This window comes from Pseudomonas sp. LG1E9, assembly GCF_003290225.1.
Lineage (GTDB): Bacteria > Pseudomonadota > Gammaproteobacteria > Pseudomonadales > Pseudomonadaceae > Aquipseudomonas > Aquipseudomonas cyclaminis.
The window spans coordinates 3,738,055-3,761,309 of record NZ_CP029983.1; the positions used below are offsets into that span (position 1 = coordinate 3,738,055).

Consider the following 23,255-nt stretch of genomic DNA (forward strand, 5'->3'; position numbering starts at 1 on the left):
GCGGGGCTTTTTTATTCCAGGGTTCGAAACCGAACTTAAATAACATTTCATTTTGTTCAAATTCGACGTGCTAAACGCACTTAAAGTTTGAGGCTATCACGTACGGAACGGACTTCATCCTTGCTCGCTTCGTAAGCATCGGCTTGACCGGCGTATGAAAAAACATAGGCTTTATCGGTATCAACAGCCCCCACCAATGTTTGTGAAAGCAGGTGCCGTCCATTCTCGGTAATCACACAGGTAGTTTCCACCGCGTCAAGACGGCTCAATGTTGTCGGGTGCATTTTGCTGCAGACACTTTGGTAGCCGCTCTGGGCAAAATCCTTCTGAATGGACTTGCGCATTTCCAGCAACACGCCCTGAAGATTAACGTTATGGCCAGCCTCGGTCGGCGTGGCCGTCAACTCCATGACCATCAGTGTGTTGCCGTTTTCGTCGTTCTTGATTGCACGCTGACGCGAAACCGGCTGCGGCGTTGGTGGCGTTCCACCGTCAGGCACCACCTCCTCGACTTGCCAGCCGCTGGGCCAGTGAATTTCCGGATCTGCCGCCAAGACGAAAGGACTGGCCAACATCAACCACACAGCGCTCAACAGCGGTCTACGACATTCGATCATGCGAAAAACACCCAAGGTTCAAGGGCCAAAGTGTGAGCCCCGCTGCCCGCCGGTCGCAAGGCCCCCGTGACCTTTTTCATTTGGCGCCGCAGGCGGGCCTTGCGTATCATGGCTCGGCTGCACGGATGCCAGCCGCAAGCCAAGGGAACGCTCCTCTCAACGGGAGCCGCGTTTGCCCCATTTTTTTCTGGAGGGCCCATGAGCCTGCACGAACTGAACACTTTCCCGGGCGTCACCGCCCAGCCAGACACCGCCACCAAAAACTTTGTGTTCAACCACACCATGCTGCGGGTCAAGGACATCACCAAGTCCCTGGACTTCTACACCCGCGTGCTGGGTTTCTCGCTGGTTGAAAAACGTGACTTCCCCGAAGCCGAATTCAGCCTGTATTTCCTGGCCCTGGTGGACAAATCCCAGATCCCGGCCGACGCCGCTGCGCGCACCCAGTGGATGAAGTCGATCCCAGGCATCCTGGAACTGACCCACAACCACGGCACCGAAAACGATGCCGATTTTGCCTACCACAACGGCAACACTGACCCGCGTGGCTTTGGTCATATCTGCATCGCGGTGCCGGATATCGTCGCCGCGTGCGAACGTTTCGAAGCGCTGGGTTGCGACTTCCAGAAGCGCCTGACCGATGGCCGCATGAAAAGCCTGGCTTTCATCAAAGACCCGGATGCGTACTGGGTCGAGATTATCCAGCCCACGCCGCTATAACGAAAAAAACCCTATGATCACTCATGGGGTTTTTCATGTGCGCCTGCTTATTTACGCGGGTGCGGAGGTGCGGATCAGGTGATCAAAAGCACTCAGGGAAGCCTTGGCGCCCTCGCCTACCGCAATCACGATCTGCTTGTACGGCACGGTGGTCACGTCACCGGCGGCAAACACGCCTGGCAGTGAAGTTTCACCACGGGCATCAACGATGATTTCGCCACGCGGGGTCAACTCGACGGTGCCTTTGAGCCAGTCGGTGTTGGGCAGCAAACCGATCTGTACAAAGATCCCTTCCAGGTCGATGGTCTTGAACTCGCCGCTGTCGCGATCCTTGTATGCCAAGCCGGTGACTTTCTGGCCATCGCCTTTGACTTCACTGGTCAACGCACTGGTGATGACGTCAACGTTTGGCAGGCTGTACAGCTTGCGTTGCAGCACCGCATCAGCACGCAGTTTGCTGTCGAATTCCAGCAAGGTGACGTGACTGACGATACCGGCCAGATCGATGGCCGCTTCCACGCCGGAGTTACCGCCACCGATCACTGCCACGCGCTTGCCCTTGAACAGCGGACCGTCGCAGTGCGGGCAGAAGCACACGCCCTTGGCCTTGTATTCCTGCTCGCCCGGCACACCCATTTCACGCCAGCGGGCGCCGGTGGCCAGGATCACGGTCTTGGACTTGAGCGTCGCACCGCTTTCAAAACGAATTTCGTGCAGATCACCGGGGTTCTTTGCCGGGACCAGGCTGCTGGCGCGCTGCAAATTCATGATATCCACGTCGTACTGACGCACATGGGCTTCCAGCGCACTGGCCAGTTTCGGCCCTTCGGTTTCCTGTACCGAGATGAAGTTCTCGATGGACATAGTGTCCAGCACCTGACCACCAAAACGCTCAGCGGCAACACCGGTGCGAATGCCTTTACGCGCTGCGTAAATGGCGGCTGCGGATCCGGCAGGGCCACCACCGACCACGAGTACATCAAAGGCATCTTTGGCGCTGATTTTTTCGGCGGCCTTTTCAATGCCGCTGGTATCGAGCTTGGCGAGGATTTCTTCCAGGCCCATGCGGCCCTGGCCGAAGTTCACGCCATTCAAGTAGACGCTCGGCACCGCCATGACCTGGCGTTCATCGACTTCGGCCTGGAACAGCGCGCCGTCGATGGCGACGTGACGAATGTTCGGGTTGAGCACAGCCATCAAGTTCAGGGCCTGGACCACATCCGGGCAGTTCTGGCATGACAGTGAGAAGTAAGTCTCGAAGCTGAACTCGCCTTTAAGGGCGCGGATCTGTTCAATCACTTCGACACTGGCCTTCGACGGGTGGCCACCGACTTGCAGCAGGGCCAGCACCAGCGAAGTGAATTCATGGCCCATGGGGATACCGGCGAAACGCAGGCTGATATCGGCACCCGGGCGGTTGATGGAGAACGACGGCTTGCGCGCGTCATCACCATCGCTTTTCAGGGTAATCAGCGTGGTGAGGCTGGTAACGTCCTGCAAAAGGGCAAGCATTTCCTGGGATTTCGCGCCGTCATCGAGGGAGGCGACGATCTCGATCGGCTGGGTGACCCGTTCCAGGTATGACTTCAACTGAGCTTTAAGATTGGCGTCCAACATACGGGCGATTTCCTTTAATTCTGGGTATAAAAAAACGCCCGAGCGAATCTCGCCCGGGCGTTTTTGAGGGCGGTTGCAGCTTACTGGGTAGGTGCGGAATCCCGCCCTTGATGCTTCACAGACTTAGATCTTGCCGACCAGGTCCAGGGACGGAGCCAGGGTAGCCTCGCCTTCTTTCCACTTGGCTGGGCACACTTCGCCTGGGTGGGCAGCGACGTACTGGGCTGCCTTGATTTTGCGCAGCAGCTCGGAAGCGTCACGGCCAACACCGCCGTCGTTCAGTTCAACGATCTTGATCTGACCTTCCGGGTTGATCACGAAAGTACCGCGATCCGCCAGGCCAGCTTCTTCGATCAGCACGTCGAAGTTGCGGGAGATGGTCAGGGTTGGGTCGCCGATCATGGTGTATTGGATCTTGCCGATAGCTGGCGAGGTGTTGTGCCAGGCAGCGTGGGCAAAGTGGGTGTCGGTCGACACGCTGTAGATTTCGACGCCCAGTTTCTGGAATTCGGCGTAGTTGTCAGCCAGGTCTTCCAGTTCGGTTGGGCAAACGAAGGTGAAGTCGGCTGGGTAGAAGAACACAACGGACCACTTGCCTTTCAGGTCAGCGTCAGACACATCTACGAAGTTGCCGTTTTTGTATGCGGTAGCTTTGAACGGTTTTACTTGGCTGTTGATGATAGGCATCGTTGACTCTCCGTCAGGGGTTAAGAAGTTGATGAGATGAATCCTACCCATTCTTTCTGGCGATGGCTCATTGGCAAACCTGATGCTGACGATTGGTTTTCCCTATCAGGTGGCTGTATTAATAGAAGAAATCTTAAAGCAGCGGTTGAGTGGCCAAGGTCATGCCAAGAAAGGGCGTCGCTTCAACATAGCGCATGGCGGATTTCATGTCGCTCCAGCCGACGTAACTCATCAACGACTTCAAATCCCAGCCGCTGCGATGGGCCCAGGTGGCAAAGCCTCGACGCAAGGAGTGGCTGGTGTACTGCTCGGCGGGGATGCCCGCCCGCTCCAGCGCCTGGCGCAATAACGGGATCACACTGTTGGGGTGCAAGCCCTCCTCGCCCAGGTTGCCCCAACGGTCAATGCTGCGGAACACCGGGCCGCGCACCAGGGCCGATGCGCTGAGCCACTCGCTGTAGGCCTGCACCGGACACAGGCGCAACAGCGCCGGCGTGTGATAAGTCTTGCCAAGGTTGTCGCGGTCACTTTTGCTGCGCGCAAGATACAGACTGATGCCGGTTCCGGGCGTGGCCTGAACGTGTTCGATACTCAGTCGACACAACTCATCGCTGCGAAAGCCACGCCAGAAGCCGAGCAGGATTAATGCGATGTCGCGCTTGGCCCGCAGCAGGTGCGGTTGATCGCACGCGAGGGTTGCCTCCTGAGCTTCAGCTTCAAGCGAAGCGACCACCTGCTCCAGATGCTTGAGCTGCAACGGCTCGGCCTGCTTCTCCTGTGCCGGATGCACGGCGCGAATCCCCTTGAGCACTTTGCGCACCACCGGCGCCTTGGTCGGGTCGGGAAAGCCCTGGCTGGTGTGCCATTGCGCCAGCGCTGAGAGCCGCAGTTTCAGGGTGTTGATCGCAAGCACGCCCGCATGGGCCACCAGGTAGCGCGCCACGCTGTCGCTGGTGGCCGGCAGAAACCCGCCCCAGCTGACTTCGAAGTGCTCGATCGCGGCGCGGTAGCTGCGGCGCGTGTTATCGCGGGTGGCGGCGTTGAGATAACGATCCAGATCGCTCATAGGGTGCCTATTCGTACTGCTGAGGGGTGTTTCAGCGCGTCAAATGCGCATGACACGGGATAATACGCCAATATCCCATCTGTTAAATCATGATTTTTAACAAGATTATATTCGTGTTACAGTACGTAAATACATACCACGTACCACAGTACTAAATCGACGGAGACCCCATGGCTCGCGGCGGCATTAACAAAGCAGTAGTTCAAACGGCACGCCTGGCGATCCTTGCCCGCGGCGAAAACCCCAGCATCGACGCCGTACGAATCGAAATGGGCAATACCGGCTCAAAAACCACGATCCACCGCTATCTGAAGGAGCTGGACGACAGCGAAACCCGCGTCACCATCACCGAAGCGCCCATTGACGACGAGCTGGGTGAACTGGTTTCGCGACTGGCGCAGCGCTTGAAAGAGAAAGCCCAAGAGCCGATTGATCTGGCCCAGGCGCGGTTCGAACAACAGAAGTCCGCCCTGCTCGCCCAGGTCGAAGCCCTTGAAGAGGCCCACGGCCAACTCACGCAGCAATTCGCTATCCAGGCGGCCGCGCTGGCAGAAGAAAGCGCCGCGCTGCAAACGGCCAGCACCAGTTTGCAGACTGAGCAGACCCGTAATGCCGGACTAAGCCAGGCGTGCAGTGATTACGAACTGAGGATCAACGACAAGGACGAACAGATTCGCTCCCTGGAAGAAAAGCACCTGCACGCCCGCGACGCGCTGGAGCATTACCGTAATGCGATCAAGGAGCAGCGCGAGCAGGAACAGCGTCGCCATGAAGGCCAACTGCAGCAGGTCCAGGCAGAACTGCGCCAGGCTCAGCAAAGCGCCATGGTGCGCCAGGATGAGATCACTCAACTGCATCGCGACAACGAGCGTTTACTGATCGAGCATCGGGTGACGGCGAAGGAATTGACGGCGTTGCAGGAACAAAACCGCAAGGACCAGGCCCAGCAACTGAAGCTGAGCGAACAGCTGATTCAAATCGACAACGAGCGCACCCTGCTTCAGGAGCGTCTGCGGGTGGCGGTGCTGGAGAGCCAATCACGCCAGGAAGCGTTGACCGAACACCAGAACACCAACAAAACCCTGGAACTGGACCTGATCAAGGCCCAGGCCAATATCGAGGCATTGCGCCTGGCCGCCGCCGTTGCAGCGGCGCCAGAGGCAACGCCAGAGGACTGATCAGTCCGCCACAGGCGTGCGCATGGTGACGAACTCTTCCGCCGCCGTAGGGTGCACACCGATGGTTTCATCGAAGTGACGCTTGGTGGCGCCCGCCTTGAGCGCGATCGCGAGGCCCTGGACGATTTCACCCGCGTCCGGGCCGACCATATGGCAACCCAGCACCTTGTCGGTGTCGGCATCAACCACCAACTTCATCAGGGTTTTCTCCTGGCAATCTGTCAGGGTCAACTTCATCGGCCGGAAACGGCTTTCGAAGATCTGCACGTTATGGCCGCCCTTCTTCGCCTCTTCTTCCGTCAAGCCGACAGTGCCGATATTCGGCAAGCTGAATACCGCTGTCGGGATCATTGCGTAATCCACCGGGCGATACTGCTCAGGCTTGAACAGGCGACGCGCCACAGCCATGCCTTCGGCCAGCGCCACGGGCGTCAACTGCACGCGACCGATCACATCACCAATGGCCAGGATCGACGCTTCGCTGGTTTCGTAAAGGTCATTGACCTGCACAAAACCGCGCTCATCGAGCGTGACGCCGGTGTTTTCCAACCCCAGGTTATCCAGCATCGGACGGCGGCCCGTGGCATAGAACACACAATCGGTTTCCAGCACACGACCGTCTTTCAGGGTGGCCTTGAGGCTGCCGTCGGCTTGTTTTTCAATACGTTCGATATCGGCGTTGAATTGCAGGTCCAGGCCGCGCTTGGTCAGTTCTTCCTGCAAGTGCTTGCGCACCGCACCGTCAAAACCGCGCAGGAACAGATCACCGCGATACAGCAGCGAGGTCTGGGCGCCCAGGCCCTGGAAAATACCTGCGAACTCGACGGCGATATAACCACCACCGACCACCAGTACACGCTTGGGCAGTTCTTTAAGGAAGAAGGCCTCATTGGAGCCAATAGCGTGTTCGCGCCCCGGAATCTCCGGAATCTGCGGCCAGCCGCCCGTAGCGATCAGAATGTGCTTGGCAGTGAAACGCTCGCCATTGATTTCCACCTGATGCGGATCAACCAGGCGCGCATGCCCCTCATGCAGGGTCACGCCGCTGTTGACCAGCAGGTTACGGTAGATGCCATTGAGGCGATTGATCTCGCGATCTTTATTGGCGATCAGCGTCGCCCAATCAAAATTCGCCTCCCCAAGGGACCAGCCAAAGCCACTGGCCTGCTCGAAATCTTCGGCAAAGTGCGCGCCGTACACCAACAGCTTTTTGGGCACGCACCCCACGTTAACGCAGGTGCCGCCCAGGTAGCGGCTTTCCGCTACCGCCACCTTGGCGCCAAAGCCCGCAGCAAAGCGCGCCGCACGAACACCGCCAGAACCGGCGCCAATTACATACAGATCAAAATCGTAGGCCATTTCACTCTCCTCGGCAGGACATCAGCATACCGACTTACATGGGACCGAAAAACGAAAAAGCCACCCGAAGGTGGCTTTTCAGCAGCGGCAAGCGTGAATCAGTAAGCCTTGCCAGTCTTGTAGAAGTGCTCGTAGCAGAAGTTGGTTGCTTCGATGTAGCCTTCGGCGCCACCGCAGTCAAAACGACGACCCTTGAACTTGTACGCGATCACGCAGCCGTCTTTGGCCTGCTTCAGCAGGGCGTCGGTGATCTGGATTTCGCCACCCTTGCCTGGCTCGGTTTCTTCGATCAGCTTGAAGATATCCGGAGTCAGGATGTAACGACCGATGATCGCCAGGTTCGACGGTGCATCTTCAGGCGCTGGTTTTTCAACCATGTCGCGTACGCGGATCAGGCCATCACCAATGTCGTCGCCGGCGATCACGCCGTACTTGTTGGTTTCTTGAGGGTCTACTTCTTGAACCGCAACGATGGTGCAACGGTATTTCTGGTACAGCTTGACCATCTGGGTCAATACGCCGTCGCCTTCCAGGTTCACACACAGGTCGTCCGCGAGGACCACGGCGAACGGTTCGTCACCGATCAGTGGGCGGCCGGTCAGGATGGCGTGGCCGAGGCCTTTCATCTGGGTCTGACGGGTGTAGGAGAAGGAGCACTCGTCCAGCAGCTTGCGGATACCGACCAGGTATTTTTCCTTGTCGGTGCCCTTGATTTGGTTTTCCAGCTCGTAGCTGATGTCGAAGTGGTCTTCCAGTGCGCGCTTACCACGACCGGTGACGATGGAGATTTCGTTCAGACCGGCATCCAATGCCTCTTCGACGCCGTACTGAATCAGTGGCTTGTTTACCACCGGCAGCATCTCTTTAGGCATGGCCTTGGTCGCTGGCAAGAAGCGAGTGCCGTAACCGGCTGCTGGGAACAAGCATTTCTTGATCATATAAGTCCTTACAAAGGGCTGTGCGTACGGAATTCGGCGCAGTCTAATCACGCCGCAGTCACCTTACAATGGGTCCTGCTGGCGTTGCGATGTCAACATAGAGAAAAAATGTCGGCGTAAGTTCCACTTATCTTACGAAGAACCTGTGCACCGACACGACAAAAAACAACCTTGCCCCTATGTTTAAAAGGGCTGAAACCCTTTTAGCACGCTTTTCGGCCAGGCACACTCACTTGGAATTACTTGCGCGGCGCCGCGACATTTGGCGCTATCATGGTGCCCTTGAACCAGACCACGAGATTGTTAATAGATGTCAGAACCCAAAGGCGTGAACGGCTACCTGATCACCAAGCGAGCAGACGGCTGGCACTTGATCAACTTCCACGGGGACAGCGTCGCGGGTGTTTTCGAGACCGAAAGCATGGCGATTGCCGTAGCCGAAGTGTTTGTGGATGAAGCGGGCCACGCGTCGAGCAAACGGCCGAAGACCAAGTAAGCCTGCAGGCACTGCGCAAAAAGCCCCGATTGACGGGGCTTTTTTGTGTTTGTCTGTACCTAGATGGCAGTTCGCTATAATCTGCCGAAAACGCCCCACGACAGTGTCAGCGCCCCTCCCACACCCTCGATGACGAACACTATGAACAAACTTCTGGCACTGACTGCGGTACTGGCACTTGCCGGCTGCACCACTACTTCTGATGTCTACCTCAAAAACGGCGAGCAGGGCTTGACCATCGACTGCTCAGGCGAAGCCAACTCCTGGGCCAGTTGCTACGAAAAAGCCGATGCCTCCTGCGCCGGCACCGGCTATCGCATCGTTGGCACAGAGGGCACTCCATCGCTGAAAGAAAGCGACAAGACCTTGGGCCAGGACGTCGGCAATTTCAAAAACCGTAGTGTGGTGGTGGTCTGCAAGTAACTACAGACTACAAGTGGATCTCGGCAAACTTGATGCCTAGCTCCCGAAGGATCTCGGTCAGTTCATCCAGCCGTGCGAAGGATTCAACCTCGTCCTGATCGTCGACCAGGAAAAAGCTGCGTCCGCCGCTTTTCTTGAAAAAGACGATCCACTCGCCCAGGTCGGCAGGATTCTGGATGATATGGGTCGCCGAGATTTGCCCCTCGGCCTGCCGGGCTTTGACGTGTTCACGCTTCATATCTGGTTTTCCACAAGGGCATCAGCCGGAAATGCAATCTTCCCCGGCCTTTTTGACATCCCCCGGACGGATCGGCACGTTGGACATGCTCTCGTAGAGCTTGATGCTGCTTCCGCTGGAGCGCTCATCAATTTCGAAAATCGCCGAAGGATCGGCCGAGAACTTCTGCGGCACAATCACTTGTACACCACCGTCCTTATGCGGTTCGATTTGCGGCGGACGGCGGGTAGCCGACAGTTTATGCACCACACACGCCGCGTATTCCTGGGGTTTTTTACCAGAAATGACCGCCAGCGTCGGTGGGGTCTGCTTGATATCTGCAACCGAAGCACACCCACCTATCGCCAAGGCCAGAACCAACACACTCCACTTCATACAAAATCTCCACTTAAAGATCCTACGACAGTCGGGATGGTAATTTTCTCCCGCCCACGTAGGATTTATCCCTGATAACTCGGTAAATAACTGTTTTAAATTGTCGACGCCGTTGAAGACGGGCCGATAATAAACGCGCTGGGGCTGATAAACTCCATCTTAACCTACGTATCGTTCTGATTTTTCAGAAAAAGCCCTTCTGGAGACACCTCATGAAATTCATTCACCAGCGCGAGCACCTCAATGAGGGAGATATCGTCGTCATCGAATGCTCGCAGACTTGCAATATCCGCCTGATGAGCGATGCGAATTTTCGCAGCTTTAAAAATGGCGGCCGCCACACTTACCATGGTGGCGCGTTTGACACGTTTCCGGCCAAGATCACTGCCCCCAGCACCGGGTTCTGGAACATCACCCTGGATGTAGTGACCCGCCGCGCCATCAGCGTTACGCGCAAACCCGCGTTGTCCCACAAGATTCGCATCGTACGTCGTACCAGCACCAAGCTGAGCTGATCCGAACACGCCACAGGAAATCGCCGTGACCACCACCAAATACGTAATCAAATACAAGCTAAACGGTGAACGCCGCTTCGAGTTCGCCCAGTTGACCACCAACAGTGTGGAAGAGGCCCGCCAAGCCTTGGACAAAATCCATGATGCCGATGATGTGATCACCGACATCAACGTGAGCAAGGCGCTGTAAGCTCATGCCCGGCCCCACTGTCGACCTGTTCGCCGATGACGCCCTGCAACAACCTGCTCGGCGTGAGCAAATTGGTGAACAGTCCTACGTGTTAAGGGGCTTCGCCCTGCCCTGGATTGAGCGGCTTCTGCCAGAACTGCGGCGCGTGCTGGCTCAATCCCCGTTTCGGCAAATGGTCACCCCAGGCGGCTTCACGATGTCGGCGGCGTTGAGCAGTTGCGGCGCACTGGGCTGGACCACCGACACCCGTGGGTACCGCTACAGCCCGCTGGACCCGCGCAGTCAGCAACCCTGGCCAGCCCTGCCCGATGCATTGCGCCAACTTGCCGTGCTGGCCGCTGCCGATGCCGGCTTTATCGACTTCGCCCCCGATGCCTGCCTGATCAACCGCTATGTACCGGGCGCCAAAATGTCTCTGCATCAAGACAAGAATGAACGCCAGTACAGCGCGCCCGTGGTCTCGGTTTCGCTCGGGTTGCCGGCGGTTTTCCTGTTCGGCGGTCACCAGCGCAGTGACAAAACCCAAAAGGTTTCGCTGTTCCATGGCGACGTGGCTGTCTGGGGCGGCGTTGATCGCCTGCGTTTCCACGGTGTCTTGCCGATCAAGGAGGGTGTGCACCCGGTCATGGGGCCACAACGTATCAACCTGACATTTCGTACCGCCGGCTAATTCGAGCGCAAGCTTCGGAGTGCCTGGCCGGTGAGGCGCGGCTAATCTGACCTGGATCCGTCAAGAGTGCCGAACATGACTACTGAACAAGATCCGCGCTGGGCGGCGATTCTCGCCCGCGATTCCAAAGCTGACACACTGTTCGTGTACGGTGTGAAAACCACCGGCGTGTATTGCCGTCCCAGCAGCGCTTCGCGCTTGCCGCGCCCGGAAAATATCGAGTTCTTCGACACGCCGGCGCAGGCCGAAGCCGCCGGTTATCGTCCCAGCAAACGTGCCGCCGGCGACCAGACACAACGCGCCGCGCAGGACGCCCAACGGGTGGCTGACGCCTGCCGGCACATCGAGCAGGCGGCTACCCCGCCCAGCCTCAACACCCTCGCCACACTCGCCGGGCTGAGCCCTTTCCATTTCCACCGGATCTTCAAAGCCGTCACCGGCCTGACGCCCAAAGGCTACGCAAGCGCCCATCGCTCGCAAAAAATGCGCGCCGGGCTCAAGGGTACGCAGACGGTGACGGATGCCCTGTACGACGCCGGCTTCAACTCCAACAGCCGTTTCTATGAGTCGGCCAACCAGTTGCTGGGGATGAAACCCACTGACTACAAGGCCGGTGGCACCAACAGCGCAATCCTGTTTGCCGTCGGCGAATGCTCTTTGGGGGCGATCCTGGTGGCCCAGAGCACGCGCGGCGTGTGCGCGATCCTGCTGGGGGATGAGCCGGAGCAACTGGTGCGTGACCTGCAGGATCAGTTTCCCAAGGCTGACCTGGTGGGCGCCGATCACGACTTCGAGCAATTGGTCGCCCATGTCGTGGGGTTCATCGAGGCACCCGCTCTGGGGCTGGATTTGCCGCTGGACTTGCGCGGCACTGCGTTCCAGCAAAGGGTCTGGCAGGCTTTGCGCGACATTCCGGTGGGCGACACCGCCAGCTATGGGCAGATTGCCGAGCGCATTGGCGCGCCCAAGTCGTTCCGGGCCGTCGCCCAGGCCTGCGGCGCCAACAGGCTGGCGGTGGCGATTCCCTGTCACCGTGTGGTGCGCAGCAATGGTGATTTGTCGGGCTATCGCTGGGGCGTTGAGCGCAAGCGGCAATTGCTTGACCGCGAACGCGACCACTAAACGCGCACGAAACCCCTGCGTCGTCCAGTGAATAAAACAGACTGGCCGGATGGCGGACGCCCTGCTAAAACAGCGAAAAGTCCGACGACCGCTGGAGACGCATCCCATGAGCACCTGGCCAGACACGCGCATTCTCGACCTATTGGGCATCGACCTGCCCATCATCCAAGCGCCTATGGCCGGCGCCACTTCTGCCGCCATGGTCATCGCGGCCTGCGAAGCTGGAGCACTCGGTTCGATGCCTGCTGCGACACTGAACATCGAACAACTGCGCGAGGCCCTTGCGACCATCCGCCAGGCCAGCAAGCGCCCCATCAACGTCAACTTCTTCTGCCACCAACCGCCTGCAGTGGACGTGGCACGGGATCGTCGCTGGAAGGCTTTGCTGGAGCCTTACTACCGCGAGCTGGGCGCAGACTTTGATGCGCCCACCCCGGTCAGTGACCGCGCACCGTTCAATAACGCCGCCTGCCAGGTGGTGGAAGAATTCCGGCCCGAAGTCGTCAGCTTTCACTTCGGCCTGCCGGAAAAAACCTTGCTGGATCGGGTAAAAGCCACTGGCGCCAAGGTGCTGTCGTCGGCCACCACCGTGGAAGAAGCCGTCTGGCTGGAACAGCACGGCTGCGACGCGATCATCGCCATGGGCAGTGAAGCTGGCGGTCATCGGGGCTTGTTCCTCAGCGACGACCTCAACACGCAGATCGGCCTGTTCGCCCTGCTACCCCAGATTGTCGACGCCGTGAACGTGCCAGTGATTGCCGCCGGAGGCATTGGCGATGCACGGGGTATTGTCGCGGCATTTGCCCTGGGCGCTAGCGCGGTACAGATTGGCACCGCGTATCTATTCACCCCTGAAGCGACGGTCAGCGCGTCCCATCACCATGCACTGCGCCATGCCCAGGCCAGCGAAACCGCGCTGACCAACCTGTTCACCGGCCGCCCGGCGCGGGGCATCGTCAACCGTGTGATGCGTGAACTGGGTGCAATCAACCCGACAGCTCCCGCGTTTCCGCGTGCTGGCGGTGCATTGATGCCGCTCAAGGCCAGGGACGAAGCCGGGTTCAGCAATCTCTGGTCGGGCCAGGCATTGCGCCTTGGCAAAGACGCAACCACCTATGACCTGACCCGCGAGCTGGCGGAACACGCGCTGGCCAAACTCAAATAGTCCGGCCGTCTGGAGCAACTTTGCGCTGTACCGGCGATGGCTAACCGCTATATATTCCCATACATAGCGGTTAGCCCTTCTACCTATAACATGCCGTACATCTCCAAGGAGCTGCTCCATGATGATTCACGCCTCACGCCTGGCCGTGTTGGTCGCTGCGTTCGCTTTCGGTTCGGCCCACGCCGATGAAGTGCAGGTGGCCGTCGCTGCCAACTTCACCGCACCGATCCAGGCGATTGCCGCCGATTTTGAAAAAGACACCGGTCACAAACTGGTCGCGGCCTACGGCGCCACGGGCCAGTTCTACACCCAGATCAAGAACGGCGCGCCGTTCGAAGTGTTCCTGAGCGCCGACGACACCACTCCGCAAAAACTCGAAAGCGAAGGTGATACCGTCAAAGGCTCGCGCTTCACCTACGCCGTGGGCACCCTCGCGCTGTGGTCGGCCAAAGAAGGCTATGTAGATGCCAAAGGCGACGTCTTGAAGAACAACGACTTCAAGCACCTGTCCATCGCCAACCCGAAAGCCGCGCCCTACGGCCTGGCCGCCACCCAGGTACTGGCGAAAGAAGGCCTGAGCGAGAAGGTCAAGGACAAGCTCGTCGAGGGCCAGAACATCACCCAGGCCTTCCAGTTTGTATCCACCGGCAACGCCGAGTTGGGTTTTGTCGCCTTGTCGCAGATCTATAAAGACGGCAAAGTCACCAGCGGTTCGGCGTGGATCGTTCCGGCGTCCATGCACGACCCGATCAAACAGGACGCGGTAATCCTGAACAAAGGCAAAGACAGCGCTGCTGCCAAAGCGCTGGTCGAGTACCTCAAAGGGCCAAAAGCCGCTGCCGTTATCAAGTCCTACGGTTACGAGCTGGCCAAGTAAATGCCCCTATCGAGTGCCGATTTTTCCGCTATCTGGTTGACCATCAAGCTCGCGTCGCTGACCACCGTGATCCTGCTGGTCATTGGCACGCCGATTGCGTTGTGGCTGTCGCGCACCCAATCGTGGTGGCGCGGCCCGATTGGCGCCATTGTGGCCCTGCCGTTGGTGTTGCCACCGACGGTGATCGGTTTCTACCTGCTGTTGACCATGGGGCCAAATGGCTACTTCGGCCAGTTCACCCAATGGCTGGGCCTGGGCACCCTCACCTTCAGCTTTGCCGGGCTGGTGATTGGTTCGGTGATCTATTCCATGCCGTTTGTGGTGCAGCCGTTGCAAAACGCGTTTTCCGCCATCGGCACTCGCCCACTGGAAGTGGCCGCGACCCTGCGCGCCAATCCCTGGGACACTTTTTTTACGGTAATCCTGCCCCTGGCGCGACCAGGCTTTATCACGGCCTCGATCCTCGGATTTGCCCACACCGTCGGTGAGTTCGGCGTGGTGCTGATGATCGGCGGCAATATTCCGGACAAGACCCGCGTGGTCTCGGTGCAGATCTACGACCATGTGGAAGCCATGGAATACGCCCAGGCCCATTGGCTGGCCGGCGCCATGGTGGTATTTGCGTTCCTCGTGTTGCTGGCGCTGTACTCCAGCCGTAAAACCAGGATGGGCTGGAGCTGATGTCGATGATTAATGTACGCCTGCAACTCCGTTATTCCGGGTTTGCGCTGGACGTGGACCTGCATCTGCCAGGCCGTGGCGTGACCGCGCTGTACGGGCATTCCGGCTCCGGCAAGACTACCTGCCTGCGCTGCATCGCCGGGCTTGAACGGGCCGAAAATGGTTTCATCCAAGTCAACGATGACGTGTGGCAAGACAGCCGCAGCGGGTTGTTCGTACCGCCCCATAAACGTGCGCTGGGTTACGTCTTCCAGGAGGCCAGCCTGTTCGCGCATTTGTCTGTGCGGGCCAACCTGGAGTTCGGCCTCAAGCGCATTCCCCGCCTACAGCGCCGGGTGGATATGGCCCAGGCCACGGCGCTATTGGGGATCGGTCACCTGTTGGAGCGCAACCCGCTGCACTTGTCCGGCGGTGAACGCCAGCGCATCGGCATCGCCCGTGCCTTGCTCACCAGCCCGAAACTGCTGTTGATGGATGAACCGCTGGCCGCCCTCGACAGCCAGCGCAAAAACGAAATCCTGCCGTACCTGGAACGCCTGCACGATGAGCTGGATATTCCGGTGCTGTACGTCAGCCACGCCCAGGATGAGGTCGCACGCCTGGCCGACCATATCGTCCTGCTCAGTGACGGCAAGGCCCTGGCCAGCGGACCGATTGGCGAAACGCTGGCGCGGCTCGACCTGCCGCTGGCACGGGGCGACGATGCCGGTGTGGTGATCAACGGCACGGTCACTGCCTACGACGCGCATTACCAGTTGCTGACCCTGCATCTGCCGGGCAGCGCCTTGTCCATGCGCGTGGCCCATGCACCGATGGCCGTGGGCCACGCGCTGCGGGTCAAGGTGCAGGCACGGGACGTGAGCCTCAGCCTGCAAGGGTCGGAACCGAGCAGCATCCTCAATCGCCTGCCGGTAACGGTGATCCAGGAAACGCCCGCAGACAACAGCGCCCATGTATTGGTGCGCCTGGAAGCCGAGGGCACGCCATTGCTGGCGCGCATCACGCGCTTCTCCCGCGACCAGTTGCAACTGCATCCGGGCCAGACGCTGTGGGCACAGATCAAGGCAGTCGCGGTGCTGGCGTAAGCATTTGGCACGACCGCACAGCGCTGCGGTCAATCAGACATACCGGCCTGATTTGTTGCCAAGGAACCCGCCATGCCCGACTCCGCGATCCCCGCCGACCTGCCCCGCGACCTGCATTATGTTGACGACACCCAACCCGGCATTCGCCGCAAGCGGGTGCGCGGCAAGTTCCAGTACTTCAATGCCAAGGGTGAGCGCATTGACGACGACGAGGAAATCAAGCGTATCAACGCCCTCGCCGTCCCGCCCGCCTACACCGACGTGTGGATCTGCGCCGACCCGCGTGGCCATCTGCAAGCCACCGGGCGCGACGCCCGTGGACGCAAGCAGTATCGCTACCACCCGCGCTGGCGCGAAGTACGTGACACCGACAAGTACTCACGCCTGCAAGCGTTCGGTAGCGCACTGCCCAAGTTGCGCAAGCAGTTGGAGGCCCAACTGGCCGAGCCTGGCTTTACCCGTGAAAAAGTCCTGGCCACCGTGGTGATGCTGCTGGACGCTACCTTGATCCGCGTCGGCAATACCCAATACGCCCGCGACAACAAATCCTACGGTTTAACCACCCTGCGCAACCGCCATGTGGACATCAATGGCAGCGAGATACAGTTCCAGTTTCGCGGCAAAAGTGGCGTGGAGCATCAGGTCAGCGTCAAGGACAGGCGCCTGGCCAACGTGGTCAAGCGCTGCATGGAATTGCCCGGTCAGGACCTGTTCCAGTACCTGGACGCAGACGGCGAACGACACACCGTCAGTTCCCATGATGTAAACGCCTACTTGCACAGCCTCACCGGCGCCGATTTCACCGCCAAGGACTATCGCACCTGGGCCGGCACCGCCCTGGCGCTGGCGGTGTTGCGCGAGTTGGAATGGCAGCCGGAATCCGACGCCAAACGGCATGTGGTGGCGATGGTCAAGGACGTTGCCCGGCAGTTGGGGAATACACCGGCGGTGTGCCGAAAATGCTACATACACCCGGCGGTATTGGAGCATTTCAGCCTGGGCGAGCTGTCCAGATTGCCCAAGCCGCGGGTGCGCAAAGGGCTCAAGGCGGAGGAAGTCGCGCTGGCCATGTTCCTTGAACAGCTCGCCGAGGCGAGTTAGGCTTTACCTCCTTTCTGCCCCACGGGATGACCGCCGACGTGAACCACTAAGCCTTCCAGAATGTACCTGCAACGAGCCGCCTGGCGTGCTTGTTGGCCTGTTCGACATTGCTTTGGAGGTGCTGATGACTCACGTCAACCGGCTGCCCGCTTTGGTTTCCCTGCAACACCTGTACTTCCAGTTCGCCAATGGCGAAACCCTGCTGGAAGACCTCACCCTGTCCATCGACCCTACGCCCACCGGCATCGTGGGGCGCAATGGCTGTGGCAAAAGTATCCTCGCGAGGTTGATCGCCGGCGAGTTGTCACCCTCCTGCGGCACGCTGGATCGCCGGGCGAGCGTGGCGTTTGTGCCTCAGGCCGTGGTGGTCGAGCCGGGCGATACCGTCGCCAGCCTCACAGGAACCGCTAACACCTTGGCGGCACTGGATCGTATGGCCAGAGGCACCGCCAGTGTGGATGACCTGGCGACGATCGATGAACGCTGGGACCTCGCGGACCGTTTGCGCAGCGCTTTGGATACAGCGGGATTGTCGCAGCTGAGTGTCGACACGCCTGCCGAGCAACTCAGCGGCGGACAACTGGCCCGGGTTGCGATCATCATGGCTGCCCGCGAGTTGCGTCAACCTCCACCTCACGGGCCCGGTACGTGTCGCCGTGCATGGGCCGAACGGTTGCGGCAAGTCCACGCTGCTCAAAGTCTTGGCTGGCCAATGGCAAGCGGTCGCAGGGGAATGCAGCGTGCATGTGCCCAGTGCCTATATCGATCAGCGTCTGGGCTTGCTGGACAATCATCGCTCGATCATCGAGCAGCTCAACCTGCTGGGTACGCCGCTGACCGAAGCCGAGCTGCGCACGCGCTTGGCCTTGCTGCAACTGGACGCGCTGCGCGTGATCCAACCGGTCGCGCAACTCAGCGGCGGCGAACGCCTGAAAGCCGCCATGGCAATCGCCCTGTGGCGCCATGTGCCGGCGCAACTGTTGCTGCTCGACGAACCCAGCAATCACCTGGACCTGGAATCAGTGACGGCTTTCGAGCAGGCGCTGCAAGGGTTTGGCGGAGCGATGGTGGTGGTGTCCCATGATGCGGCGTTTGTGCAGGCGATCCGGCCGACCCACCGGTTGCGCTGGACGCCGGATGGCTGGCGACTGGACGCTGCCTGAGGTCATTGCGTGTGGGCGCAAAGCGTCCTACCGTAGTGGCCGGATAATCTCACCGAGGAACCCGGCCCTATGCTGCCTTCGTCCCGCAAGCCTTACGCCAATGCTGCACTCGCCCATCGACAGCGTTGGCGCGGCCGAGTCGGCTTGATGCTGGTGGCCAGTCTTTCGGTGTTGGCCGGTATGACCGATGCCATCGGCTTTATGGCCAGCGGAGATTTTGTTTCGTTCATGAGCGGCAACACCACGCGCCTGGCCGTAGCGATCAGCGCCGGCGATCTGGGGCTGACGGGGCGCTTGTTAGTGCTGGTCGCCACCTTCGTGGTCGGCAACGCATTGGGCGTGGTGGTCAGTCGCTTTGGCCGGCGGCATACGCTGCCTTTGCTGTTATGTATCGCGGCTTTTTTGTGCGCCGGTGCGCTGTGGCCATCAGACGATACCTTACCCGCGCTGCTGGCGGCGATCATCGCAATGGGCATGCTCAATGCGGCCGTCGAAGAGGTCAACGGTTTGCCCGTGGGCCTTACCTATGTCACCGGGGCGCTGTCACGCTTTGGTCGTGGCCTGGGTCGCTGGATGCTGGGGGAAAGGCGTAACGGCTGGCGGGTGCAGTTGATCCCGTGGGGCGGCATGTTTGTGGGTGCAGTCATTGGCGCGTTGCTGGAGCAGCATATGGGCCTGAAGGCGTTGCTGGTCAGCAGTGGGTTGGCTGGGGTGTTGGGGCTGGTGTCGCTGAAGATTCCGCGTCGCTGGCACTTGGGGTTTATGCCGCGATAAGGGCTAAAGATGCTCGCCCGACGGTATGGCCTCGACGTCCGTGTACCGGTAAAGAGCCATCACGCCGGGCAAGCGGTGGGAATAATAAGCCAATGTCCGGCGGCTGTCCCGCCGGGCGTTTCCTAAAAACACTAAGGCAACGGATTACAGACAAGTCGCCAGCGCTGCCAATCGACGTTTGGCGGGCATCGTGTCTTCGCCGGCGTAGTACTTGATGGACGATCCTGCACCGGCACTTTGCACATCGGCGAAGTAATCCCCGCCCCTGGTATAGACGGTGAAACCACCGGCGCCATTCGGCTCCTTGAAGCCACTGGCATCGACGCCGTAGACGCTTTCATCCTGCCAGCCAAATTGAATGCACTCGGCAACCACCACCGTGGACTTGTCCGATGCCAGCGTCTTGTAGGGCGCTCCCGAGCGCGCTTCGTTCATCTTCGAACCTGCGCAGCCGGCCAGTGCTGCCACGACCAATGCGCCTATAACCACCTTGTGCATGCCATCGCCTCCTTGAAAAAAACGCGACTGTAGCATTGCCGCGCAACTGACTGGCGCCTGGATGAATTTTGTTTCACGGTGACGCAGGCGAACGCCACCTATAGTGGCCTGGCTCATTTTTGAAGACTCCCTTCTGCCCGCCCTCCCGCGGGCTTTTTTTCGTCTGCGCGTCAGAGCCACCAACGGAACAGATAAAACAGTGCCATGCTCAGCACGACCGTGAGCAGCACATTGCGTGTCCAGAACATCAACGCGACCGCACTGATACCCGCCAGCAAATACGGGTTGGCCGGGCTCAGGTTGAGCTGGTGGTCGGCAAGAAAAATAATCGGCCCGCAAATCGCTGTCAGCATCCCCGGCACCGCAAACCCGAGAAACTCCCGCGCGCCACGGTTGAGGCGCACCGGCAGGCGAGGTTCGATAAACAGGTAGCGGTTGAGAAACACCACCAGGCCCATGGCCACAATCATCAGGTAAATCATGGCTGCCCTACTCCCAGTCGCTTGCAGACAAAGCCTGCGCTCATGCCCAGCACACCAGACACCACCACGGCCGACTCCCAGTGCAGGAAGCTCAGCCACACTGAACAGAGCAATGACACCGCTACGCAGACCACCGTAGGCACATCCCGCACCACGGGGGTGATCAAGGCAATGAAAGTCGCGGCAATGGAAAACTCCAGGCCCAGTTGATCGAGACCGGGAATGCTTTTGCCCAGCACAATGCCAGCCAGGGTGAACAGGTTCCAGATGATATAAAACGTCAGGCCGACGCCCAAGGCATACCAGCGATTGAAGGTCTGGCGGTCGTAGTGGCTGACCAAGGCAAAGAACTCGTCGGTGAGCAGGAACCCCAGGCTCATGCGCCAACGGCTATCAAGTGCCGACAACGTTGGACGCATATGCATGCCGTACAGCAAATGCTGGGACGTCAGCAGCAACGTGGTCAGCACGATGGAAATCAGGCTGGCACCGCTCTTGACCATGCCAATGGCCACCAGTTGTGCGGCACCGGCAAACACAATGGCGGAGAGGCCTTGGGCCTGCAGCGGGGTGAATTGTGCATCGATGGCCATGGAACCGGCCAACAACCCCCAGGGTGCACAGGCCAACGACAAGGGAATCACTGCAATTGCGCCGCGGGAAAACGCGTGGAGAGGCAAGGCATTGGGCATCTGAAACGGGCTCGTCGGCTGGGGGTCGCCAAGCATGCCTGCCGGTATCAAGATTGTCTTGAACGATATTGCGCGCATCCGCTGTACGCGGAACTGCCCGTTGGGGGGGGCTATAGGGTCGGCATTGAAGGCTGCATCACAGCAGGCGATAGACCAGCCTGTTGCGCGGTCGGTGTGGATGGCAGATGGGAAAACGCGATGGGAGGTAGCATGTCAATACCTATCGGGTTCTGGAATGTCCTCATCCGATTGGCGCTGTCACCGGCACTGGTTCCTATGAATAGTTAACCGAATATGGACGACTGCACTGCCCCATCACGCCAGTTTGACCGACACCCATTCGACCGAATCGCGCGCCTCACGCAGCTCGTAAGCATCCTGATTAAGCCGGTGAATGGTATTGAGCAGGCGCTGGCGTAGCACTTCATCGCCGAGTTTCTCGACGGCGCGCATCAGGTCGAACGCCGCGGTTTCGTTATTTTCCGCGACGGAATCCAAGGTCTTGCGCAGGTTACGAGTGGCACGGGGCACGCGGGGGCTTCCTTCTTCAGCAATGGGCGGGCACTTTAGGACATTCGTGTTTCATTTTAATTTCAATCACTTGTGGCTGAGTTGCCGGTGTTTGATCCAGGTCAATTTGAAACAAAGTTTGGCTGAAATATGGGGAAATACGTATATTCCCTAACCGCCATACAACTCCCCATGGTTGCAGACCACTACGGGCCAGCATCGCTGCTGAGCTGCCGGAGCGTTAATTCATGCTTGTCGCCGTTGCCATTTTCATCGTCACCATCATCCTGGTCATCTGGCAGCCCAAGGGCCTCGGCGTTGGCTGGAGCGCAACCCTCGGCGCGATCCTGGCCCTGGCCTGCGGCGCGGTCAGCCTGGGCGATATCCCGGTGGTGTGGCACATCATCTGGAACGCCACCGGTACGTTTGTCGCGCTAATCATCATCAGCCTGTTGCTGGATGAAGCCGGGTTCTTTGCCTGGACCGCCCTGCATGTGGCGCGCTGGGGCCGTGGGCGTGGTCGGCGGTTGTTTGCCTATATGGTGCTGCTCGGTGCGCTGGTATCGGCGCTGTTTGCCAACGACGGCGCGGCGCTGATCCTTACCCCCATTGTCATGTCGATGCTGCTGGCCCTGCGTTTTTCACCGGCGGCCACCCTGGCGTTTGTCATGGGCGCAGGGTTTATCGCCGATACGGCAAGCCTGCCGCTGGTGGTGTCGAACCTGGTGAATATCGTATCGGCGGACTACTTCAAGATCGGCTTCAACGAATACGCGGCAGTGATGGTGCCGGTCAACCTCGTCAGCGTCGCGGCCACCCTCGCCATATTGCTGTGGTTCTTCCGCCGCGACATCCCGCACACCTACGACCCCGCCGACCTTGCAGACCCCGCCAGCGCCATCCATGACCGCGCCACTTTCCGTGCCGGCTGGTGGGTGCTGGGGATCCTGTTGATCGGCTGCTTTGCACTGGAACCGCTGGGCATTCCGATCAGCGCGATTTCCGCAGTGTGCGCTGTGCTCCTGCTGGTGATCGCCGCCAAGGGCCACAAGATCTCCACGCGCAAAGTGCTGAAGGAAGCTCCGTGGCAGATCGTGATTTTCTCCCTGGGCATGTACCTGGTGGTCTACGGCTTGCGTAACGCTGGCCTCACCACCTACCTGGCGACCTGGCTTGATACCTTTGCCACTTACGGTGTCTGGGGCGCGGCCATGGGCACCGGGGTACTGACGGCCTTGCTGTCCTCGGCGATGAACAACCTCCCGACGGTCTTGATCGGCGCGCTGTCCATCGAGTCGAGCCATGCCGTGGGCGTGGTCAAGGACGCGATGATCTACGCCAACGTGATCGGCAGCGACCTGGGCCCGAAAATCACCCCCATCGGCAGCCTGGCCACCCTGCTATGGCTGCATATCCTGGCACGCAAAGGCATCACCATCACCTGGGGCTACTACTTCAAGGTCGGGATTGTGCTGACCTTGCCGGTGCTGCTGATCACCCTCGCCGCCCTCGCGTTGCGCCTGAGTGTCTGACGGAGAGACTGCAATGAAAGTCCTGTTCATGTGCACCGCCAACAGCTGCCGCAGCATCTTGTCCGAAGCAGTGTTCAACCACCTCGCACCGCAAGGTTTCGAGGCCATCAGCTCAGGCAGTTTTCCCAAGGGCGAGGTGCTGCCGCGCAGCCTGAGCACGCTGCAGGCGGCGGGCATCAGTACCGAAGGGTTGTACAGCAAGGGCAACGACGCCTTTGAAGGCAGCCCACCGGATTTGGTTATCACCGTCTGCGACAAGGCCGCCGGCGAAGCCTGCCCGGTGTATTTCGGGCCGGCGCTCAAGGCGCACTGGGGGTTAGAGGACCCGTCGGATGTCCACGGCGATGAAGCATGCGTGGACGCAGCGTTCAAGGCCACGCTCACGATCATCGAACGTCGCTGCCAGGCGTTTTTCGCCCTGCCGTTTGCCTGTCTCGATCCTGCCCGACTGAAGGTCGAGCTATCCCGTATCGCCGCGTTGTAG

The 23,255-nt window shown here is 59.5% G+C and carries 28 protein-coding genes and 1 pseudogene; 17 read left to right on the forward strand and 12 right to left on the reverse strand.

What is annotated here, in order from left to right; genetic code table 11:
* Nucleotides 1-80: 80 nt before the first annotated feature.
* On the reverse strand, nt 81-617 hold the full coding sequence (locus DNK50_RS17065) for a DUF4946 domain-containing protein (protein WP_112195325.1): 537 nt from the start codon (nt 615-617) through the stop codon (nt 81-83).
* Nucleotides 618-815: 198 nt separating this feature from the next.
* Between DNK50_RS17065 and gloA the strand changes: the two genes are divergently transcribed.
* Nucleotides 816-1,337: a lactoylglutathione lyase gene (gene gloA / locus DNK50_RS17070; protein ID WP_112195327.1), complete on the forward strand. Its 522-nt coding sequence runs from the start codon at nt 816-818 to the stop codon at nt 1,335-1,337.
* Nucleotides 1,338-1,388: 51 nt separating this feature from the next.
* On the opposite strand, the gene ahpF is transcribed toward gloA, so the two are convergent.
* The 3 genes from ahpF to DNK50_RS17085 all read right to left on the reverse strand — a co-directional run bounded on the left by ahpF (nt 1,389) and on the right by DNK50_RS17085 (nt 4,707).
* On the reverse strand, nt 1,389-2,954 hold the full coding sequence (ahpF, locus tag DNK50_RS17075) for an alkyl hydroperoxide reductase subunit F (RefSeq protein ID WP_099583033.1): 1,566 nt from the start codon (nt 2,952-2,954) through the stop codon (nt 1,389-1,391).
* Nucleotides 2,955-3,077: 123 nt separating this feature from the next.
* Nucleotides 3,078-3,641 (reverse strand): alkyl hydroperoxide reductase subunit C, encoded by a 564-nt coding sequence (gene ahpC / locus DNK50_RS17080; protein ID WP_010210361.1) that lies wholly within the window; start codon nt 3,639-3,641, stop codon nt 3,078-3,080.
* 133 nt (nt 3,642-3,774) lie between these two features.
* Nucleotides 3,775-4,707 carry a site-specific integrase gene (locus DNK50_RS17085; RefSeq protein ID WP_112195330.1) on the reverse strand — a complete coding sequence of 311 codons (933 nt, stop codon included), beginning with the start codon at nt 4,705-4,707 and terminating at the stop codon, nt 3,775-3,777.
* Nucleotides 4,708-4,877: 170 nt separating this feature from the next.
* On the opposite strand from DNK50_RS17085, the gene DNK50_RS17090 reads away from it, so the two are divergent.
* The gene (locus DNK50_RS17090) at nt 4,878-5,885 is read left to right on the forward strand and encodes a DNA-binding protein (RefSeq protein WP_112195332.1); all 1,008 of its coding nucleotides are present in this window, start codon (nt 4,878-4,880) and stop codon (nt 5,883-5,885) included.
* Here the strand turns inward: DNK50_RS17090 and gorA are convergent, their stop codons facing one another.
* Both gorA and galU read right to left on the reverse strand, forming a co-directional pair.
* Complete coding sequence (gorA, locus tag DNK50_RS17095; protein WP_112195333.1) at nt 5,886-7,244, reverse strand: glutathione-disulfide reductase; 1,359 nt, start codon at nt 7,242-7,244, stop codon at nt 5,886-5,888.
* Nucleotides 7,245-7,342: 98 nt separating this feature from the next.
* Nucleotides 7,343-8,182 carry a UTP--glucose-1-phosphate uridylyltransferase GalU gene (galU, locus tag DNK50_RS17100; RefSeq protein WP_003212579.1) on the reverse strand — a complete coding sequence of 280 codons (840 nt, stop codon included), beginning with the start codon at nt 8,180-8,182 and terminating at the stop codon, nt 7,343-7,345.
* 310 nt (nt 8,183-8,492) lie between these two features.
* Between galU and DNK50_RS17105 the strand changes: the two genes are divergently transcribed.
* Both DNK50_RS17105 and DNK50_RS17110 read left to right on the forward strand, forming a co-directional pair.
* Nucleotides 8,493-8,678, forward strand: a complete 186-nt coding sequence (locus DNK50_RS17105) for a hypothetical protein (RefSeq protein ID WP_003191311.1) — start codon at nt 8,493-8,495, stop codon at nt 8,676-8,678.
* Nucleotides 8,679-8,819: 141 nt separating this feature from the next.
* Nucleotides 8,820-9,101: a hypothetical protein gene (locus DNK50_RS17110; RefSeq protein ID WP_032885705.1), complete on the forward strand. Its 282-nt coding sequence runs from the start codon at nt 8,820-8,822 to the stop codon at nt 9,099-9,101.
* A 7-nt stretch (nt 9,102-9,108) separates the two neighbouring features.
* On the opposite strand, the gene DNK50_RS17115 is transcribed toward DNK50_RS17110, so the two are convergent.
* Nucleotides 9,109-9,339, reverse strand: a complete 231-nt coding sequence (locus DNK50_RS17115; protein WP_112195335.1) for a hypothetical protein — start codon at nt 9,337-9,339, stop codon at nt 9,109-9,111.
* Between the two features lie 21 nt (nt 9,340-9,360).
* A complete protein-coding gene (locus tag DNK50_RS17120; RefSeq protein ID WP_099583038.1) occupies nt 9,361-9,714 on the reverse strand; it encodes a hypothetical protein in 354 nt (117 codons plus the stop codon).
* 212 nt (nt 9,715-9,926) lie between these two features.
* Between DNK50_RS17120 and DNK50_RS17125 the strand changes: the two genes are divergently transcribed.
* From DNK50_RS17125 to DNK50_RS17170, 11 genes and pseudogenes are all read left to right on the forward strand, one after another.
* Nucleotides 9,927-10,229: a DUF1883 domain-containing protein gene (locus DNK50_RS17125; RefSeq protein ID WP_027606593.1), complete on the forward strand. Its 303-nt coding sequence runs from the start codon at nt 9,927-9,929 to the stop codon at nt 10,227-10,229.
* A 25-nt stretch (nt 10,230-10,254) separates the two neighbouring features.
* Entirely contained in the window at nt 10,255-10,419 is a 165-nt protein-coding gene (locus DNK50_RS28955) for a hypothetical protein (RefSeq protein ID WP_177411537.1), read from the forward strand.
* 4 nt (nt 10,420-10,423) lie between these two features.
* The gene (alkB, locus tag DNK50_RS17130; protein WP_112195337.1) at nt 10,424-11,089 is read left to right on the forward strand and encodes a DNA oxidative demethylase AlkB; all 666 of its coding nucleotides are present in this window, start codon (nt 10,424-10,426) and stop codon (nt 11,087-11,089) included.
* 75 nt (nt 11,090-11,164) lie between these two features.
* The gene (gene ada / locus DNK50_RS17135; protein ID WP_112195339.1) at nt 11,165-12,211 is read left to right on the forward strand and encodes a bifunctional DNA-binding transcriptional regulator/O6-methylguanine-DNA methyltransferase Ada; all 1,047 of its coding nucleotides are present in this window, start codon (nt 11,165-11,167) and stop codon (nt 12,209-12,211) included.
* A gap of 106 nt (nt 12,212-12,317) precedes the next feature.
* Entirely contained in the window at nt 12,318-13,376 is a 1,059-nt protein-coding gene (locus tag DNK50_RS17140) for a nitronate monooxygenase family protein (protein ID WP_112195341.1), read from the forward strand.
* A 118-nt stretch (nt 13,377-13,494) separates the two neighbouring features.
* A complete protein-coding gene (modA, locus tag DNK50_RS17145) occupies nt 13,495-14,253 on the forward strand; it encodes a molybdate ABC transporter substrate-binding protein (RefSeq protein WP_112195343.1) in 759 nt (252 codons plus the stop codon).
* The gene (gene modB, locus DNK50_RS17150) at nt 14,254-14,934 is read left to right on the forward strand and encodes a molybdate ABC transporter permease subunit (RefSeq protein ID WP_099583044.1); all 681 of its coding nucleotides are present in this window, start codon (nt 14,254-14,256) and stop codon (nt 14,932-14,934) included. It abuts the gene before it with no gap.
* A 5-nt stretch (nt 14,935-14,939) separates the two neighbouring features.
* Entirely contained in the window at nt 14,940-16,019 is a 1,080-nt protein-coding gene (modC, locus tag DNK50_RS17155) for a molybdenum ABC transporter ATP-binding protein (protein WP_112196955.1), read from the forward strand.
* A 72-nt stretch (nt 16,020-16,091) separates the two neighbouring features.
* Nucleotides 16,092-17,120: a DNA topoisomerase IB gene (locus tag DNK50_RS17160; protein WP_112195344.1), complete on the forward strand. Its 1,029-nt coding sequence runs from the start codon at nt 16,092-16,094 to the stop codon at nt 17,118-17,120.
* A 124-nt stretch (nt 17,121-17,244) separates the two neighbouring features.
* Nucleotides 17,245-18,283 (forward strand): annotated as a pseudogene (locus DNK50_RS17165) (ATP-binding cassette domain-containing protein).
* 69 nt (nt 18,284-18,352) lie between these two features.
* On the forward strand, nt 18,353-19,057 hold the full coding sequence (locus tag DNK50_RS17170) for a YoaK family protein (RefSeq protein ID WP_112195346.1): 705 nt from the start codon (nt 18,353-18,355) through the stop codon (nt 19,055-19,057).
* Between the two features lie 144 nt (nt 19,058-19,201).
* Here the strand turns inward: DNK50_RS17170 and DNK50_RS17175 are convergent, their stop codons facing one another.
* The 4 genes from DNK50_RS17175 to DNK50_RS17190 all read right to left on the reverse strand — a co-directional run bounded on the left by DNK50_RS17175 (nt 19,202) and on the right by DNK50_RS17190 (nt 21,260).
* Nucleotides 19,202-19,555, reverse strand: a complete 354-nt coding sequence (locus tag DNK50_RS17175) for a hypothetical protein (protein WP_112195348.1) — start codon at nt 19,553-19,555, stop codon at nt 19,202-19,204.
* Nucleotides 19,556-19,725: 170 nt separating this feature from the next.
* Entirely contained in the window at nt 19,726-20,037 is a 312-nt protein-coding gene (locus DNK50_RS17180; RefSeq protein ID WP_099583048.1) for an AzlD domain-containing protein, read from the reverse strand.
* Nucleotides 20,034-20,729: an AzlC family ABC transporter permease gene (locus DNK50_RS17185; protein ID WP_112196956.1), complete on the reverse strand. Its 696-nt coding sequence runs from the start codon at nt 20,727-20,729 to the stop codon at nt 20,034-20,036. The genes DNK50_RS17180 and DNK50_RS17185 overlap by 4 nt, the downstream gene beginning before the upstream one ends.
* Nucleotides 20,730-21,044: 315 nt before the next feature.
* Nucleotides 21,045-21,260 carry a hypothetical protein gene (locus tag DNK50_RS17190; RefSeq protein WP_112195350.1) on the reverse strand — a complete coding sequence of 72 codons (216 nt, stop codon included), beginning with the start codon at nt 21,258-21,260 and terminating at the stop codon, nt 21,045-21,047.
* A gap of 227 nt (nt 21,261-21,487) precedes the next feature.
* On the opposite strand from DNK50_RS17190, the gene DNK50_RS17195 reads away from it, so the two are divergent.
* A complete protein-coding gene (locus DNK50_RS17195; protein WP_099583053.1) occupies nt 21,488-22,771 on the forward strand; it encodes an arsenic transporter in 1,284 nt (427 codons plus the stop codon).
* 13 nt (nt 22,772-22,784) lie between these two features.
* On the forward strand, nt 22,785-23,255 hold the full coding sequence (locus DNK50_RS17200; RefSeq protein ID WP_112195352.1) for an arsenate reductase ArsC: 471 nt from the start codon (nt 22,785-22,787) through the stop codon (nt 23,253-23,255).